The organism is Clostridium saccharoperbutylacetonicum N1-4(HMT) (assembly GCF_000340885.1).
Classification (GTDB): Bacteria; Bacillota; Clostridia; order Clostridiales; family Clostridiaceae; genus Clostridium; species Clostridium saccharoperbutylacetonicum.
Genome location: NC_020291.1, coordinates 6,380,959 through 6,397,919 on the forward strand (window position 1 = coordinate 6,380,959; position 16,961 = coordinate 6,397,919).

Consider the following 16,961-nt stretch of genomic DNA (forward strand, 5'->3'; position numbering starts at 1 on the left):
TATATAAAAATCAAACTTTTCTTTTCATACTTATGTTTATGTATATATCTAAATTCCTGCTAACAATTATTACCTCATTAGAACTCCGTCCATATATTTCAATTGCCTTATATAGATTTGCCCTAGCTTTTCCCATGGCTTGGTTAAGCTTAAAAATAGCTTCATCATTTTTCAATTTAAATTCCCTCATTTTCCCCCGTATATTATCTCCTTATTTTTCTTAAATGCTTTAGGCTTATGCCATTCTATTGGTACATTTGCTATACACATACATTCAGAGCTATTATCCTTGAAAATACAATTACCACAACTGTCCTCATGGATTTCACAATATTTAACTAATAATTTATATATCATTATTGCTAATATATTTTTCATATCTACTACCCCACTTTTGCCACTTCTTTAAATCAAAATTACATTCCATTTTCAAAAATTTTCTTTCATACTTATGTTTATATATGTATCTAAATTTTGACTTGCAATTACCACCTCATTAGAACCCAAGCCATATATTTCAACAGCCTTGTATAAATCTGTCCTAGCTTTTTGTATAGCTTGGTTGAGCTCAGAAATAGCTTTATTATTTTTCAACTTTAATCCCCCCATTTTACTGATAACGGTGTAAAATAACTGTAGGTTACTATGAATTTCTTTCTTCCAAACACAAACTGGTGTTCGTTTCAAAGCAACAACAAATTTCATTTTCCGCTCTTAATACTATTGCTTATTTATTTTAAATGCCTACTGCCTGAATAAATTATATTGCCATCTCTAATATTTGTAAAATTAAAAAAAAACAAGTGAACTTGTCCAAGTTTACTTGTTTTTTGCTTGACTTTTTTCCTGCTTTTAATAACGATTTTTTCTATTTTTTTGTTGCTCCCGTATTGTTATTAATATGGGTCAGTTGTGTTTAAATGATACATGCTATTTTGCTTTACACTAGACACTGTGGTGTTTTTGCCAGTATTAGTATGTGTAGTTTTAGTTGAAGCAAATGCAACATTTGTTAGTAACATTGACGTTGCTATTACTGCTAATATAATTTTCTTCATAAAATCACCTCCCTGAAAAATAAAGTACATTCTACAATTTCTACCTTTTCTGCCTTTACAGTGTAACATAAAATTGAAATTTGCGATTGATTTTTCTTATTTCTATTTTTTTTTAAACCTGCTTAAGTTTATCAATTAATTCATTAGTAAAATATGTACTTTTCTCTTCATTTCGACCTTTATAATATTTTGAAATCCTTGCATAACTTAAGCAATAATTTATATTTAACACCTTTGCTTTATCTGCCATTAACATTAAATTTTCTTCTTCCTCTCTTTCTATATAAATCAACACTAATTCATCTATTATGTCTTTAATCAGATCTAGATTCTCTCTATCTTTTCCTTCACATATTTCGAGTGCTTGTAAGAGATATGTTTCTACATCTTCATTTACGTGTGTAAGCACTTTTGCTGCAAAGAATAGACTTTCATCAAGATATACATTCTTTTCATTATATATTAAAGATTCTTTTATACATTTTGCAGATTCTTTGTATTTTTTATTGTTTAAATACAACTCTGATAAATTTTTATAAGCAAGAGCTATAAAATCTTTATCGTTAATACTCAATATTTCAAAATATTCTTTTTCAGCTTCTTCAAATTCATTTTTCTCAGTTAGACAATTCGCATACATCATTTTTATTTTTAACAACATCGTTTTATCTTTTACATTTTTCTCTTTTAGTATTTTAAAATACTTTAAAGCGGTATCATACTCACCTAGCTTTTTATATGTCAGTCCTCTGTGATATAATATCATTATAGAAAGATTATCGTCCATTATGTGACTATTTAGTTTTTCTGCGTAGTCTAATTGTTGTAATGCTTTAATATAATTCTCAGTAAATATATAATTTCTAGAGTGATATATATAAAAAATGGCTTCTTCAAAATTATTTAGGGAATTAATACATATTTTTAATCCATTATCACACATTTTATCACTTTTAGTATACTGATATCGGTAGTAGTAAAAATCAGTAGCTAATTTATACAACTCTATTTTATTACTATCTGTAATAACATGCTCTCTAATTATATTTTCTGCTTTAAGCAACTTTTGTTCAAACAAATCTATTGTTTGAATTTCTTTTAATTCGCTGATAATGTTATTACTGAAAATATAATTTGCTTGCTCATCTTCATCTATCATTAATTCCCCTGGAGTAATTGTAGATATATTTATTTCTTTCTCTTTCGCAATTCTATTGAATTTTTTAGCAATTGCATTTGCTAGATTAACAGATATCTTTTGTTTATTGTTTTCAATTAAACTTATATTTTGTTTTGAACAAATTCCTTCTGCAAGTTCTTCCTGCGTCATGTGAAGCATTTTTCTTATTCTCTTTATTTTTTCTCCTTGTTTCATAATTTCATTATTAAACATTTAAGTTTTCTCCTCTCTCTTTAAAGAGATAACAAAAACTAAATACAAATTTTGCACATTATACAATTCATTTCTATTATTATAGACAAAATTATACGAAATGTATTATAATTACAGTGCTTGCAATAAGTTGTTAGCTCTCTTTAGACTCTGCAATGCTCGAGCTCTAATCAACCATTGCAGAGTTTATTTTTATCCTTTAATAATAATCCTAATTCTATATTACTAAAAATTAACTAAAAGCAAAATGCACTTTCATTCCTTTTTTTAGACGTTTTATTCTATTATTTATATATATAACGTAAATATTTAACATATATTTCTATATATAATATATTATACTAATTCAGATCAATATTCAATAAGTCTTAAATTAATCTTCGTGTTATATATACTTAAACAAAAATGTATGAAATAACAATCCCTTTGTTATTTTGTATATTCCGGTTCACACACCTAAAAGAGAAAATTAAATTATTAGAAAGTGCTGACTATGTATGAAGTATTTGAGCAACCTAATAATTATGTTAAGTTTTATCAAACTGGAATTGTAATAAATTCTGATTTACTAAATAATAAAAAATATATACAAAAAAATAAAACCCCATAAGTAAAACTTAGTTACCTACGGGATTATTCCATTATTTATTGTATATTAGTACTCCTAGCTGGATACCACCTATATGATCTTTCGCATTTATTCAAATACAATCAGATGTCTTAATATAGCTATTTTAATACATTTTAAAACATATTTATATATCTTAAATCTCTCTTAATTTTAATGTGATATTTACAATATGTCCCCTTTTTTATTCTCCTGCTTTAAAAGTAATCTTATTATTATTCTTTATATGACATGATAGTATTCCCCCCCCTATTTTATAGCGTATAAATCTATAATAGTTATACCAATTTCGATTACATCAAATTATCTGATCTAATTTACCATTAACATATGTGCTATCTGAGTCCGCTAATCAATTTTAAATTTATACATATTTCTTTTTTTCTTTCACCAATTTATTGCATATAATACTAATAAATAAATAAAATTGCAATCACATTATATCTAATAATTAGGATTACACACACTATCTATCCAATACACTATTTATTTGTCACAGCTTTCTTGTTTACATAATATTCAAAATATGTATAATTATAATTGTAATTGCAATTATAATATCTAATGTATAGGGGAGGAGATTTCTATGATGAAAAAAAATCTTATTATATTAATTACCACATTATCTCTTTTAACTACATCTGTACCTACATTTGCAAGTACTACTCAAAATCTAAATAATAATTCTACAAATTTATCTACAGTATCTAAATCTTCAGATGAAGAAAGCTTTTTAGAGAGTGATGCTGCCAAAGCACTACATGCTCGCAAACTAGACAAGCTACCTAAAGATGCAAAGGTATTAAAATTCAACACTTGGGATGAAGCATTGAACTTCGTAAAATCAACTAAAGCTAATTTGGATTCAAAATATACTAAAAACAATAGTTTAGCATTAAAAAGTGAAAGTCCAGACGATGAATTGGGCACAGATTATTACGGTGTTGGTTATGTTTCCTTTGGTTCTGGAAGTGGTACGGTTCCAAAAAAAGTTAATTGGGATGTTCCTGGTGCATCCTATCAAACAATATATTCTGAACACTACTTTGACTACAGTGACGGAGTAGTAACAAATTCTTCTAGAGGTTCACGTATTTCAGGAGTAGGTCTTTCTACTTGGACCAGCGATTATAGTGGATTAACACATCCTGAATCCAATGAATGGCACAGTATTATTAAAGGAACTTGGGGGTACTATGTATCTGTTTCAGGACACAATGTAGGTTTAAGTGCTACTTTAGGATTAATGGCTATATGTTCACACTCTTAAACTATTAGAATTATGAGAGTGATATGTGATATAATAGTTATATATCGCTCTTTTTGCATAAGGAGGAATTATGAAAAATCCATTTTTTTTTAAATTAACCCTTTTAATACAAATATTATTAACAATAGTTATACCAGCGGAAGCAACATCTAGCTCACTCATTATTAATTATAAGTATGGTTTACCATTTAGGTATTTAAATATTTATTCAAAAGAGAATGTAGATTCTCAACTAATTAATATATTATTTAAAGGTAATAATGGTATAAACATAGATATACTTTATTTAATAATCAATATCGTACTTACTTATTTATTTTTATATTTAATAAATTTTATAATTCAAAAACTGAACTTTAAAAGCACGAAATAACCATGATTATTTCGTGTTTTTAATTTTCTATTTCATAAAACCATGATCCCAATATATTTTTTAACTCTTGGCACTTGCTTAATGGTATGTATTGTGTTTCTATCCATACGCTTTTTGATTATCTGTAGGCGGTTCTATTGGGATATTTGGATCGATCGCATTTGCGAACCTATAAGCTAATTGATCCCATGAGTATTTATTATATATTTCGATATCTGTTTGGCTATCGCAAAAACAAATCTCAAAAATTACATTCGGGGGTTGAATATGGTTCATTTCGTAAAGGCTCTCGTATTTAACGCCCCTATTAATGAATAATGATCCAAAATTATTACAAAGGTTTAAGGCGTACTTATACGCCCCACTATTTGCTGAACTGACTAACGCCTCTACGCCGTGCCCTTGTCCGTTACTTGCGTTCATATGGAGGCTAACGAATAAATCAACGTTCGCCCCGTTCGACTTGTTCGCCCCCTCTGAAAGTTCAGCACCCGCAGTCAATCCATTCGAGTTGCATTCAATCACGGTATGACCGTATTTTTCTAATACGTTTTTAACTGCGGTATAATATTTTTTCATTTCCTCTTAAGTAAAATTACTAATATCGATATACAAAATTTTTATAATAGCCTCATAAATGGCGGACAAAAACCATCAAGTGCAAAAAAAATTATGGAAACTTTGAGTAATTGCCTTAGATATGCACAAAAAAATAAATTAATATTTTATCTACCAACTGATATTGAGCGGGTATCAATCGAAAAACCTAAAGTTGAATTTTGGCATAAAAATGAGGTTGATTTTTTCTTAAATGAGATTAAGAACGATTATTTATACTTTCCAACCCTTGTGGATCTTTTAACGGGTTTAAGAATTGGAGAACTATGTGGATTGCGTTGGTGTGATATTGATTTAGAAAACGGGATCTTAACTGTTAGAAATCAAGTAATAAACGATAAAAAAAATAAATCTTTAATATTTACAGATAAATTAAAAACTAATCCTAGTTATAGAAAACTTACCTTACCCGATATATTAATCACTAAATTGAAAAAAATTAAAGGAAAATCACTAGATACTGATTTTGTTATTTTAAGTCGTGAAGGTGAAATGTGTAACCCCCGTAATTTATCAATGGAGTTTACTAGATCAGTTTCAAAATATAAACTGTCGGTCGAAGAACTTAGCCAAGCAGATCCAAGCGCCGATATAAATAATTATATGCAACTACCACAACTTTCTTTCCATGCCCTTAGACATACCCACGCAACATTATTAATTTTTAAAGGTGAAAATATCAAAGTTGTTTCAGAAAGATTGGGGCATAAAAGTATTACTGAAACTTTAGATACTTATACTCATATAATGCTAGATATGAAAAATAATACTGCTAATTTATTAAATGATATGTTTGTGGATACGATCCCCGATTAATCCCTATTTATTTTTTTCGAAAAATAATCCCCAAATAATCCCCTTAGTACAAAACGAAAACGGCTCAACCTGCATGGTTAAGCCGTTTTTCATGTGATTAAATACTCCCAGCGGGAGAAATTTTATATGTTAATATATATTTCACTATGTTTGCTAATGTTATGCAATATGCTTATATTACTAGGTTTATTGAACTTTATATATTTTGTAAAATTATTTAATTTTGTCTTTTGAATTGGAGAATGGTCACCTCTTGGTCATCTTATGGGTTATCATGTCTTTCTCCACTTTTACGTTCCATTTCCATCAATGTCATAACTCTATTTAAGAATTTTTCTTTTAATTTCCTATGCTCATCTTCAGTTGAAAAGAACAAACCACCATACTCTTTTATAAATGATTTCAGTATTATATATTCAATGTTTGGTATTAACATCTTTAATTCATAGCTATCTGTGTTTTCACCAACATCGGTTATTTTTATATTAGTTATATTAAATCTTAAATTTTAGAACTATTTCATTAAGCTTTTGAGCAAGTTCTGCTTGACTTTGTGCCGTTAGTGCTATCTGCTCTATTGCATGTGTAGTTTCATCAATGCTTTCCTTTATTGTTACTGCTTGTTCGCTTGACTGTTGAGCTGTTTGTGCCATATTTTGCACCGCATCACTCACTTGCCCTACTGTTGCTGTAACTTCTTCCGACATAGTTGCAATCTCTTCTGAGATTGTACTTATAAAATCAGCATCATTATAATATTGTTCACCTGTTTTTTCATGAGTTAAAAATTGCTCTTGTACATTTTTATCAATGAATTCCAGTATATCACTTCCAGTATCAATACTATTATCAAATGCTTTATGAACTTTAATAATAGTTTCCTGAATATTTTGTACTGCTTCTGAAGATTGTTCGGCAAGTGTCCTAACCTCATCGGCTACAACAGCAAATCCTTTTCCCTGTTCTCCTGCTCTTGCTGCTTCTATAGCTGCATTAAGAGCAAGTAAATTAGTTTGTTCTGCTATGCCTGCTATTGTATCCGCCATAACTTTGATATTACTAACAACTTTACCATCTTCAATGGCTTTTGCCATTTTTTCTTGTTTTTCAGCAAATACTTTTTTTGATTCTTCCATAGCTTTTTGACTGATATTTTTAACTTCTCTTGCTCTTTCTTTAGATACATTTGAACTACTACTTCCATCCATAGCCTTTTGTGAAAGTATATTTATACTTGAGTCTACTTCTTGAATTGATGCACTTATTTCTTCTGTTCCAGCACTTGATTCTTGCATATTACTTGCTATATTGTTCACAGCTTCATCTATACTTATTGCTTTAGATGATAATTCTTCTACTGTTGCTGATAATTCTTCTGAAGAAGAACTCATATTTTGAGAATTTTCAACAATCATTTTAACAAGCTCTTTTATATTATCCTGGGCTTTAAATAAATACGCTCCTGTCTTTCCAAATTCGTCGCCTCTTGTAACCTTAAATTCATATGACAGATCATAGTTTGCAAGTTTTTCTCCAAATAATCTAATTATTTGGAGCGGCTTATCTATATCATTTGATAATATTAATCCTATTAGAATTGCTAATATTAATCCAACAATGCTTATTACTATCATGATTGTTCTTGATGATGTATGTATTAAATTAATATTATCATTTGCTAATTTTGCATCATTTAAATTTGCTTCTATAAGTTTACTTATACTATTAAACATTTCCTCACTAACATTAGATATCTGTAAATATTGTTTTTCTGCTTCACTAAACTTCTCCTCATCTACTAGATTAATCACATTTTCTCTTAGTAATATATATTGCTTTAATTTTGTATTAAATATTTCATATATGTTTTTTTCCTCACTACTCATAGAAAAACTTTCAAATTCACTTATGTATCTATTATTTTCCTCTTTATTTTCTTCAATGTCTTTTTCCAGTTGAGACCTTTTAGATGAATCTTGCACATATACCAATTGCAACATGTCACTCTTAATTTCTGATAAATTTTCTTTCATATCAGTTAATATGTATACAACCCTAAGATTTCGATTATATATTTTCTCTGCATTTTCTCCTACATTATCAAGTGATTTTATGCCTATAGTTCCTACAATCCCTACTAGTAATGCTACAATTAAAAACGCTCCAATCAATTTTACTTTTACCCTTATTTTTTTTAGTAATCCCATCAATTATTCCTTCTTTCTAGATTCTATTTATAATTTTTCATAAATCTAATATTATTAATAAAAGCATGGCTTTAGCTACACTCTCTTTAATATATTTTATTCACACAATTAACTAAACAATATAGATATTTTGTATAGTAAATTTGCTACCAAACTAATACTTATTCCAACTAATTTAATTAAAATATATTATTTTAATTAAATAATTGTATTATTTTGATATTTAATACATCATTTTAAAGATTTTTATACAATATTTTAATAATTTGTAATATATGTTATAATATAATTATACAAAATATCTATAATGTCTAATTACCATCATTTATATGATTTATCATTAATCTTTTTTTAATAAAAAAATCTCATTTAGTCACAAACTTTTCCCTAAATGAAATTTTATATTAATTCTCTTAAAATATCTCTATATGAATCTTGTAAGGCAATAAATTGACCACCAATAAAAAATCCTAAATAAACAAATAATAAATTAATATAAAATAAATCCATAATAGTCTTAAATAGAAAAGGCACTAACTTAGTATATAAATCTAGGTTAGTGCCTTAAATGTTATATTAACATTTAAGTATTATAATAAAAAACACCTATATTTCTATATATGCTCTATATAATCTGTAATTTAAAACATATTAATAAATTATAAGAAATTCATTTGCTAAAGATTTTTCAATAATAAATTAATAAAAATGACCTCTTTCAGAAAATAAGTGAAAAAGATAAGGTGTGGTACTATCTGCAACGCCTTATCTTTTCACTTATATTGTAAATTCAACTATAGATTACATTTCAATTAATTATAATTAGCCATAAGTACAGTTTAATTATTATTTAAAGACAGTAATATAAAACTACAAAACACCAATATCCTTGCACTTCTAAACAAAAAATAATAAATTAAATAAGAATATCAAATATAAAAGATCTTACTTGGATTTAATCACTAAGTACATATTCTTTATACTTCTAATTTCACTTATGTTCTTGTAAATGTCTTTTTATAAAAACTTAATCTAGATACGTTAATCTATTCTCAGCTATGATTATAAACCGCTTTGTTTCCTTTTTTTCTTTTAAATATTCTCTATCTTAATCTATAATCTTAAACAAATTAATTTAAATAACAAATCTATAGCAGCATTAGACGAATAATTGCTGACTTAACAACAAATTCTAAATGATTATCTTCAAAATGCTTTAAATTAATCTTTACTACTTTCCAGCACAATCATGCCACTATATTTAATTAATTTGTTATTTATATACTCAGTATACAATAGATAATGCCTTAAATTCACAATATTCTTTAGCTTCATTTTAGATCTTAAAGCACAATAGAATACGTTTCTTTCGACTGTCTATTTCTTTTTAATCTTAAAAACAATACAAATAAATTAATTAATAATTAATGATCTTCATTACTTAATAACTACGAAATCTTTATATTTTAAATACTAAGACTAACTCTCTTTAATATTTACACTATTTTGAATACTATCAAAAGTAAATCAAATAAATATAACCTAACTTATTTGGTTTTAATTTGTTATAGCATGATTATAAATCAATTATAATTGCTGCAAGATCACATTTTTAACAAACATTAAATACATAATAAATTATATAAGTATTCTTTATTCAAAGTTAATTAAATTTGCAACTTTAAGTATTCCTTACTCATACTTAAAGCGAAATATAAAATTATAATTATAAGTATCTAGTTTTAATTTAAATTAATTTGTTATAATTATTCGAATGTTGGCTATACTATAAGTAAGAAAAGCTTAGCACTCCTAATACCAAGCTTTTCAACGGATAGATTTAGAATGCTTTTAACTTTAATATAATTAGTAATTGTAATGGGAAATGGCACTTACATTTTCATATATAACGTGTCTTTTTCCATCCTATCCAAACCTATATTAATACGTATATTAAAATTATTCTTTATAATCTCAAGATTTAAATCGAACCTTTTTAAGTTGAAATTTAATACATTATTAATTAATATCATTAGAATAACTGCTCCAATATCATTAATAGTCATATAAAAATCATCTCCTTAACTTTTGTTTCAACCGCTAAGGTAAAAGTATTCCAATATTATAAAATTAGTTATTAAATCTATCCTAGTTATATGATGCCCAATTTTTATATAATTAAATCTTTAAATATTATTTTTTTCTACCTTCTTCATAAATCAATAAAATTTTTAGTGTTTCATGCAGTTCTTTCAACTTTACTTTTTTACTTTTGGGAATTTCCAAACTAATTAAATAAGTTGTAACTCCACATATAATTATCAATATTAAAAAAATAGCTATATTTTTAATTTGTCCATTTAATTTATCTAATAGGTTTCCTGCACCAAATGCAGCACCAAATATTCCGACAACTGAAGTTACCAACTTTATATAGTTATTAATTTCTCCGTAATTTATTTTATACAATCCTCCTGATGTATCCTTAATTAATCTTTCTATTACAGAAACTGTATTTATATTTTCTTCTTCTAGAACCTCCATTAATACTCTAGCATGCCTTTTATAAACTTCTATTTTAAATTTGTCAAAGTAAATACTTATCATTGGTGGACCAATCATAAGTAATGCTCCTATTACAAACTTCCAAGGATTGTTCAGTAAAATACCAGCACCATAAAGTACTGCTCCAATAACTATAGACGTAAAATATCCTACAAATTCTGCTTTTTTCTTAAAACTTAACTCTTTAAATTTCTTTTTGTTATTTATATTTTTATATTTTTCATTATATTTTAGCTCATACTTATCATAAATAGCAATTATCCAGCCTTTATACTTCATTCTAATATATCCCTTCTAACTTATATTATTAAATATTTTTATTCTCTAATTTCTATTGGTATACACTTACTAAACTGTAGATTCCTCAAATTTCCACCAATTAAATTATCTATTTTTACTTTTGCTTTAAGTTCACATATTTCGGTTCTATCACTAAAATTTTCATTTCTAGCTTGTTCAATACTTTTACAAAAAAACATTCCATAGTTTATATTGCTCTGAATTTCCTGATTGATAATATATTCAATTCTGTCTTTATTCCAAAAGCTGAAATATCTATTATCAATTTTTTCTACTACTTTATACACTATTAATTCTATATTATCATAAGAAAGATTCACTTCTGGAATCGCACCTGCTTCTTTTTCCCACAATATATCTATTATTCTATGTTCCTTGACTACCAAATAATAGTTTTGATAACTACTACTATTTTTAAAGCGAAGTTTCTTTTTATATATTCTAAAGTTCTCATCATTCATATATTCTAAAGCAGTCATACAATCTACATCCCCTTTATATAAATTAATAAAGATTTGATAATAAAAAAAATATTAAATTTAATCCTATAATATTAAGAATAGACATTGCTAATTATTAAGATTTCCTATTTTTCTGGTGCTCTATACCCTGCTACTTCTGCTTCTTCAACAGTTTTAAACCATCGTACAACTTTTTTAGTTCTGTCGTAGTATGTACTTCCTGGTATATGATATATATGTTTTTCACTTCCCTTTATAAGTCCATTACCATTTGAATCTACATATTGTTTACCACCAGAAGTTGTATTTGAATTAGTATTAGTATTTGTGTTTAAATTATCTGAACTCTTTTCTTGCATTGCTCCATTAGATGATAAATAATATCCATCTACTGTTGTATTAGATGCCATGGCACCATCAGAATTTAAATAATACCACTTCCCATTGCTTTGAATCCATCCAGTTTGCATTACCCCTAAGTTATCAAGATAGTAATCTTTACCACTATCTTTAACCCATCCTTTTTGCATTGCACCTAAAGAATTTAAATAATAATTTTTATTATTATCCCTTAACCATCCTGTTTTAGGAGCACCATTATCATAATAATACCAATTTCCCTTTTCTTGTACCCATCCCGATTTTTTTGCTTCTTTTGTTGATTCGGCTGTATCGCTTTTCTTTTCTGTATCTTTACTTGTAACAGTCTGGGCTTTATTATCTACCGTTGCTGTAGTAGGCTTAGAAGAATTGTTCTGATTAAATATTCCTACTAATATTAATAATATAATTGTTGCTGTTCCAAAATATTTAAAGACATTTTTCCTAGTTCTATATTTTTCTTGTTTCCAAAATATGATTTTTTGAGGCTTAATAAGCCCTGCAATAAAGCAAATTAAACTCAATAAAAATAAAAATGTTGTCATTATTATTCCCCCCTTAATTCTAATAATTAATTAATTTCTACACGTTTCTCAAAATACCTCTAAAATGTAAAAAAATATAAGGTATTGAATTAATTCCAATACCTTAAAGATCATCTATGACATTTATTATTTTAACATTTACATACTTCATAAACTTCATGAACCTCATTTTAGGCATAATAAAAGAACCCTATTTCTAGAGTTCTTAAGAGTTTTACCATACTATATTATCTTTTTTTCGCAAATAAAGTTATGATTATTTGTCTTTAATCCATTTAAACATATATAATAGTATAACATCTTTATTGCTATCAAGAATTTTACTATTTTTCACTTTCTAATTCCGCTATTATCTTATTAAATCTATTTATTAGTTTTCCCTTTAGCTCTTCTTCTCTCTCTTCACTACCAAACCACCAATCACTATATTCTCTACAAAATGCTTTATATATTGTATTTTCATCTTCTGTATATTGTATATCTAAAATTCTACACATAATACCATTACTAAGGTCTTTACTTAAAATAGAATATAGTCCACTCATTCTTTCATTAAATAATTGTAATACTGTACTTATCGTATGCTCCTTATTAGGCATCATTATTGATATCGTTACCCCATCTTTAATATGTGATCCTTTTGATTTATCTTCTTTTAAAACAATTTTGACGTTATTATTCTTTAAATTATCTCCTTCAATACTATACCAATAACATTTTATATCATATTCTTTTAAAATATCCCCACATTTATCCAATTGTGTATCTAATGCTTCATCTTTCTTACATCTCCATTTTGGGTGAATATTATTGTATATCGAATTATCGAAATAAAATTCACTCTCATCCTTATTTGACAATGATCTGGCATTATAAATTATAGTCAACATATAACTCTTGCTAGCCTTGAATTTATCTTTTTTCAATTCAATAAATTCTCTAAACGCTTCTTGTACCCTAATATCAAAAATATGAGTATTTTTAATAATTAACTGCATGAAATTTCTCAACTCCTAACAAGTTTAGATTTAATATTATGATTCAAAAAGAGAGTGTTTACTAAATAGCACACACTCCCTTAAAACTAACTTATTGATTTTTCTTTCATATGAGTAAACTCATGTATTCTGTCTTTTACATTTTTTATCTCATCATCTCTATTGAACATAACTTCTATGCTTTGATGATCCTTCATAATTATGGTATTAAGTTCATCTTTAATATTAAATTCATAGAAGAATGTTACTTCAACAGCATCCTCGTTTACACATTGCATTTCTGCTATGAGACCATTAGAACCTTTATAGTACTTTACATAATTGTAATTATCTAACTTTGCATTTTCTAAAAGATTATATGGTGTAATTATAGGTGAATGCAATAATGCATATAACTTATCAATATATTTTTCCATAGCGCATACCTCTCTTTATAAAATTCAAATTATATTATCTTCATTTTATCTTAAATTCATAAAACTTTCTATTACTTTTTCTACATACTCTACTACTTCATCCAATTTTTCATTTGCAATATCATAGTCTGATAGCTTCCATTCACTCTTTGGTATTCCCATTGTATTTTTTAAATATGTCTCAAAATATACTGCTAACATTCCACCATTATTCTTTATTCTATTTGAAATCCATCTATACTTATTTGTAAATAATCTGCAATTTTTTAACTCTACTCCATTTTTATCTATGCTATTTTTTGCAATTATTGATGGAACAATATCTTCTTTTATTCTGCTATCAATATCTTTTCTTTTCCTAGAGAAATATTGATCAGGTCTCTTTATATTATTATTTATACCTTCAGTTGTATTTAATATTTGTATAGCTCTTTCTCGTTCTACTTTTAGTATTTCTTGTATTCCCTTTATCTTTTCTTCTCTTATTTTCTCTTCTTCTCTATTACGTCTTATAATCTCTGTATCAACAAAATCAACTCTAGTTGTCGCACCTTGCCCATCTTCTGATGCTATACCAATATCAACCTCATCAACCTCATCTTTATTTGATGATGTTCTTTCTATTGTTTCTTGCAATTCGTCTTCTTCTCTTATTTTCTTAATTATTTCACTTTCTTCTACTTCGATTTTATATTTTTGCCACATATCTTCTAATCCTAAGTGTTTATGGGATATTATATCTCCAATATTATCTGACGCTCTTGTGGCATTATCATCATTAATTCTTCTTAATATTCTTCCTACAAATTGCTCATATGGAAGTGAATTTCTGAATGGTCTAAATATTGCGGCTACACTTAAATACGGATGATCGTATCCTTCACCTAACATTGCAACATTTATTACAACCTTAACTCTATTATTATTAATATCACTTTTGGCCTTTTCAATTTCCTCATTAGATAATTTACTATGAATTATAGTTGCCTCGTATTCATACTCTTCATATAGTTTTTTAATTTGCTTTGCATGCTCAATTCCACAAGCAACCGCTATTATTTTGTGTGGTATTGGATTATTATCTTTCAATTTTTCTTCTAATAATTTAATACTTTCCTCTACTACTTTTTTTGAACATTCAATAGAATATGCAACTGATCTACTTACATAATCCTCATCTTTAATTCCTTGCTCTAATAACTCCTCTACAGTATATTTCTTCGAAGTATCTTCCCCTACTGTAAGATATAGTTTCTCTGGGATATAACTATTATTTCTAAGGCTTTTCACATAATTGTTAGCCATTGCTTGACTTAATTTATACCTGTAAACCAGCTCTCCTGCAATTTCTTTATTATCGCTTCTTAACGGTGTTGCAGTAAGCTTTACAACTTTTGCGCTACTAAAATGTTGTATAGTTTCAACCCATGAATTAGCAGTTGAATGATGTGCTTCATCAATAATTATCATATCAAAATAATTGTTTGGCAAAAAATTCAATGGCGATGAATCCAATCTTCCCTGCAATTTCTGTATATTTAATACAACCATATTTGATAAATCCAAGACTTCTCTAGATGTTTTTGTTCCTTCATATTCTGATAGTGCTGGCAAATTATCTATATCTTTAAATACCTTCCTTTTTAACCAAAAATTATTCGGATTATCAGGATTAAGAGAATCTACCACTTCATCCTTTATCATTAATTGTGGAGTAATTATTAAAACTCTTCCTTTGGAAATACCATATGGTAATATTCCCATTAGCCCTGTTTTACCTACACCAGTAGGAAGTATTAATATCGCATGTGATTCCTTTCTTCTAATATTAAAATGCTCATAGACTCTATAGTATGCAATTATTTGCGGCTCCCTTAATTCTTCATTAGTATCAATGTTAGGTTCACTAACAACAAAATAGTCTTCAACTCCCATAATTACCTCCTGAAACATATCATTTTACCTATTATTGTTAATTATATTACAAATAGTTGCAATAGTCATTATCGTAATAATTATTTTCAATTATCTTCTTTTTATTTGAGCCTATATTTTTATTATTAAAATTTATAATTATAATATAAAGTAAAAGGAGGAATTTCTATGTATAAAAATTTAGAGCCTTTGGATTGTTACGGGGAAGAAACTAGAAAATCCATAGTTCGTGACTACAATATTAAATTATTAATATATGCGAAATTATTAAATGGGAGAACCAAGCACAGTGATGCACATGATACATTGACAGATAGATACTATGAATTTCTGTGCATTAATAAAACAAATGAAAACATCCAAAGAAGTATAACTTGTGGAAGTGGTGCTGGAGAACATTTAATAAAACTTGCTAAACTTAAAAGACCAAAAATATTTAATCCGTTAATAGGTGAAGGAAATGGTGCCCATGGAGGCGGTGGAAACGGTTCTGATACATCAAATGAGACATGGGATCCACTTGCTGAAGAATTGTATAATGCAATTAGATGGCTTATCTGTTGTTGGGATATCATTCCATATGGAAAACTATTGGATATAAAAAAAGGATTAGAAGATTACCCTTACAGAGAACCATTTGCTTCTAAAATAGTTTCTGTAAATAATATTATAAGAAAAGATAAAAGAAAACGGATTATTACTAAAATGATTGATGAATTAAGAGTTAATAATAATATAAGAAACTACAATTTTTATTTAATAAATTCAATTTTGAAAGAAATGGATATCTCATCATTTTTTTAATTCTATAGCTTACCAATTAATAGCTGGTAAGCTTATTTTTATAACATCCTACCTATTTATTTTCTTATATAGCAAAACAGTAATATATAAGAAAGCGTTTCAGAATTTGCTTTTTCAGTATATAGACTTAGTTCTAATATTTTACTTTCAAATTCCGATTTTAGAGCAATATTTACGATATTATCTTATATTT

The 16,961-nt window shown here is 27.0% G+C and carries 17 protein-coding genes and 1 pseudogene; 3 read left to right on the plus strand and 15 right to left on the minus strand.

Going from position 1 to position 16,961, the window contains the following annotated elements:
- Positions 1–10: 10 nt before the first annotated feature.
- The 5 genes from CSPA_RS27705 to CSPA_RS27720 form a co-directional block, all read right to left on the minus strand.
- Positions 11–190 (minus strand): aspartyl-phosphate phosphatase Spo0E family protein, encoded by a 180-nt coding sequence (locus tag CSPA_RS27705; RefSeq protein WP_015395725.1) that lies wholly within the window; start codon positions 188–190, stop codon positions 11–13.
- Positions 187–378: a hypothetical protein gene (locus CSPA_RS27710; RefSeq protein WP_017810903.1), complete on the minus strand. Its 192-nt coding sequence runs from the start codon at positions 376–378 to the stop codon at positions 187–189. Before CSPA_RS27710 ends, CSPA_RS27705 begins: the two co-directional genes overlap by 4 nt.
- Before the next feature lie 51 nt (positions 379–429).
- Complete coding sequence (locus tag CSPA_RS27715) at positions 430–594, minus strand: aspartyl-phosphate phosphatase Spo0E family protein (protein ID WP_026106463.1); 165 nt, start codon at positions 592–594, stop codon at positions 430–432.
- A 302-nt stretch (positions 595–896) separates the two neighbouring features.
- Positions 897–1,058 carry a hypothetical protein gene (locus tag CSPA_RS30380; RefSeq protein ID WP_015395727.1) on the minus strand — a complete coding sequence of 54 codons (162 nt, stop codon included), beginning with the start codon at positions 1,056–1,058 and terminating at the stop codon, positions 897–899.
- Between the two features lie 112 nt (positions 1,059–1,170).
- Positions 1,171–2,451 carry a helix-turn-helix domain-containing protein gene (locus CSPA_RS27720; protein ID WP_015395728.1) on the minus strand — a complete coding sequence of 427 codons (1,281 nt, stop codon included), beginning with the start codon at positions 2,449–2,451 and terminating at the stop codon, positions 1,171–1,173.
- Positions 2,452–3,665: 1,214 nt separating this feature from the next.
- Between CSPA_RS27720 and CSPA_RS27725 the strand changes: the two genes are divergently transcribed.
- Positions 3,666–4,349 carry a hypothetical protein gene (locus CSPA_RS27725; RefSeq protein ID WP_015395729.1) on the plus strand — a complete coding sequence of 228 codons (684 nt, stop codon included), beginning with the start codon at positions 3,666–3,668 and terminating at the stop codon, positions 4,347–4,349.
- Positions 4,350–4,821: 472 nt separating this feature from the next.
- Here CSPA_RS27725 and CSPA_RS27735 read toward each other — a convergent pair whose 3' ends face one another.
- On the minus strand, positions 4,822–5,301 hold the full coding sequence (locus CSPA_RS27735) for an N-acetylmuramoyl-L-alanine amidase (RefSeq protein WP_015395731.1): 480 nt from the start codon (positions 5,299–5,301) through the stop codon (positions 4,822–4,824).
- Here CSPA_RS27735 and CSPA_RS27740 point away from each other — a divergent pair.
- Positions 5,302–6,156, plus strand: a pseudogene (locus CSPA_RS27740) (tyrosine-type recombinase/integrase); the annotation flags it as partial.
- 262 nt (positions 6,157–6,418) lie between these two features.
- On the opposite strand, the gene CSPA_RS29890 reads toward CSPA_RS27740, so the two are convergent.
- The 9 genes from CSPA_RS29890 to CSPA_RS27775 form a co-directional block, all read right to left on the minus strand.
- On the minus strand, positions 6,419–6,592 hold the full coding sequence (locus CSPA_RS29890) for a hypothetical protein (protein WP_017810901.1): 174 nt from the start codon (positions 6,590–6,592) through the stop codon (positions 6,419–6,421).
- A gap of 58 nt (positions 6,593–6,650) precedes the next feature.
- Entirely contained in the window at positions 6,651–8,363 is a 1,713-nt protein-coding gene (locus CSPA_RS27745; protein WP_015395733.1) for a methyl-accepting chemotaxis protein, read from the minus strand.
- Between the two features lie 1,892 nt (positions 8,364–10,255).
- Positions 10,256–10,429, minus strand: coding sequence for a hypothetical protein (locus CSPA_RS30385; RefSeq protein ID WP_015395734.1), 174 nt, complete (start codon positions 10,427–10,429; stop codon positions 10,256–10,258).
- Between the two features lie 127 nt (positions 10,430–10,556).
- A complete protein-coding gene (locus CSPA_RS27750; protein WP_015395735.1) occupies positions 10,557–11,207 on the minus strand; it encodes a hypothetical protein in 651 nt (216 codons plus the stop codon).
- Between the two features lie 38 nt (positions 11,208–11,245).
- Positions 11,246–11,707, minus strand: coding sequence for a hypothetical protein (locus CSPA_RS27755; RefSeq protein ID WP_015395736.1), 462 nt, complete (start codon positions 11,705–11,707; stop codon positions 11,246–11,248).
- A gap of 107 nt (positions 11,708–11,814) precedes the next feature.
- On the minus strand, positions 11,815–12,615 hold the full coding sequence (locus tag CSPA_RS27760) for a sunset domain-containing protein (RefSeq protein WP_015395737.1): 801 nt from the start codon (positions 12,613–12,615) through the stop codon (positions 11,815–11,817).
- Between the two features lie 323 nt (positions 12,616–12,938).
- Positions 12,939–13,613, minus strand: coding sequence for a hypothetical protein (locus CSPA_RS27765; RefSeq protein WP_015395738.1), 675 nt, complete (start codon positions 13,611–13,613; stop codon positions 12,939–12,941).
- An 86-nt stretch (positions 13,614–13,699) separates the two neighbouring features.
- The gene (locus CSPA_RS27770; protein ID WP_015395739.1) at positions 13,700–14,029 is read right to left on the minus strand and encodes a hypothetical protein; all 330 of its coding nucleotides are present in this window, start codon (positions 14,027–14,029) and stop codon (positions 13,700–13,702) included.
- 45 nt (positions 14,030–14,074) lie between these two features.
- Positions 14,075–15,964, minus strand: coding sequence for a DEAD/DEAH box helicase (locus tag CSPA_RS27775; protein WP_015395740.1), 1,890 nt, complete (start codon positions 15,962–15,964; stop codon positions 14,075–14,077).
- Between the two features lie 168 nt (positions 15,965–16,132).
- Between CSPA_RS27775 and CSPA_RS27780 the strand changes: the two genes are divergently transcribed.
- Complete coding sequence (locus CSPA_RS27780; protein WP_015395741.1) at positions 16,133–16,768, plus strand: hypothetical protein; 636 nt, start codon at positions 16,133–16,135, stop codon at positions 16,766–16,768.
- Positions 16,769–16,961 lie beyond the last annotated feature (193 nt).

Coding starts and splice junctions, on each gene's coding strand:
- CSPA_RS27735 (WP_015395731.1), bottom strand. CDS start 5,301: ATGAAAAAATATTATACCGCAGTTAAAAACGTATTAGAAAAATACGGT.
- CSPA_RS29890 (WP_017810901.1), bottom strand. CDS start 6,592: ATGTTAATACCAAACATTGAATATATAATACTGAAATCATTTATAAAA.
- CSPA_RS27725 (WP_015395729.1), top strand. CDS start 3,666: ATGATGAAAAAAAATCTTATTATATTAATTACCACATTATCTCTTTTA.
- CSPA_RS27705 (WP_015395725.1), bottom strand. CDS start 190: ATGAGGGAATTTAAATTGAAAAATGATGAAGCTATTTTTAAGCTTAAC.
- CSPA_RS27745 (WP_015395733.1), bottom strand. CDS start 8,363: ATGGGATTACTAAAAAAAATAAGGGTAAAAGTAAAATTGATTGGAGCG.
- CSPA_RS27755 (WP_015395736.1), bottom strand. CDS start 11,707: ATGACTGCTTTAGAATATATGAATGATGAGAACTTTAGAATATATAAA.
- CSPA_RS27720 (WP_015395728.1), bottom strand. CDS start 2,451: ATGTTTAATAATGAAATTATGAAACAAGGAGAAAAAATAAAGAGAATA.
- CSPA_RS27710 (WP_017810903.1), bottom strand. CDS start 378: ATGAAAAATATATTAGCAATAATGATATATAAATTATTAGTTAAATAT.
- CSPA_RS30385 (WP_015395734.1), bottom strand. CDS start 10,429: ATGACTATTAATGATATTGGAGCAGTTATTCTAATGATATTAATTAAT.
- CSPA_RS27775 (WP_015395740.1), bottom strand. CDS start 15,964: ATGGGAGTTGAAGACTATTTTGTTGTTAGTGAACCTAACATTGATACT.
- CSPA_RS27770 (WP_015395739.1), bottom strand. CDS start 14,029: ATGGAAAAATATATTGATAAGTTATATGCATTATTGCATTCACCTATA.
- CSPA_RS27760 (WP_015395737.1), bottom strand. CDS start 12,615: ATGACAACATTTTTATTTTTATTGAGTTTAATTTGCTTTATTGCAGGG.
- CSPA_RS27780 (WP_015395741.1), top strand. CDS start 16,133: ATGTATAAAAATTTAGAGCCTTTGGATTGTTACGGGGAAGAAACTAGA.
- CSPA_RS30380 (WP_015395727.1), bottom strand. CDS start 1,058: ATGAAGAAAATTATATTAGCAGTAATAGCAACGTCAATGTTACTAACA.
- CSPA_RS27765 (WP_015395738.1), bottom strand. CDS start 13,613: ATGCAGTTAATTATTAAAAATACTCATATTTTTGATATTAGGGTACAA.
- CSPA_RS27750 (WP_015395735.1), bottom strand. CDS start 11,207: ATGAAGTATAAAGGCTGGATAATTGCTATTTATGATAAGTATGAGCTA.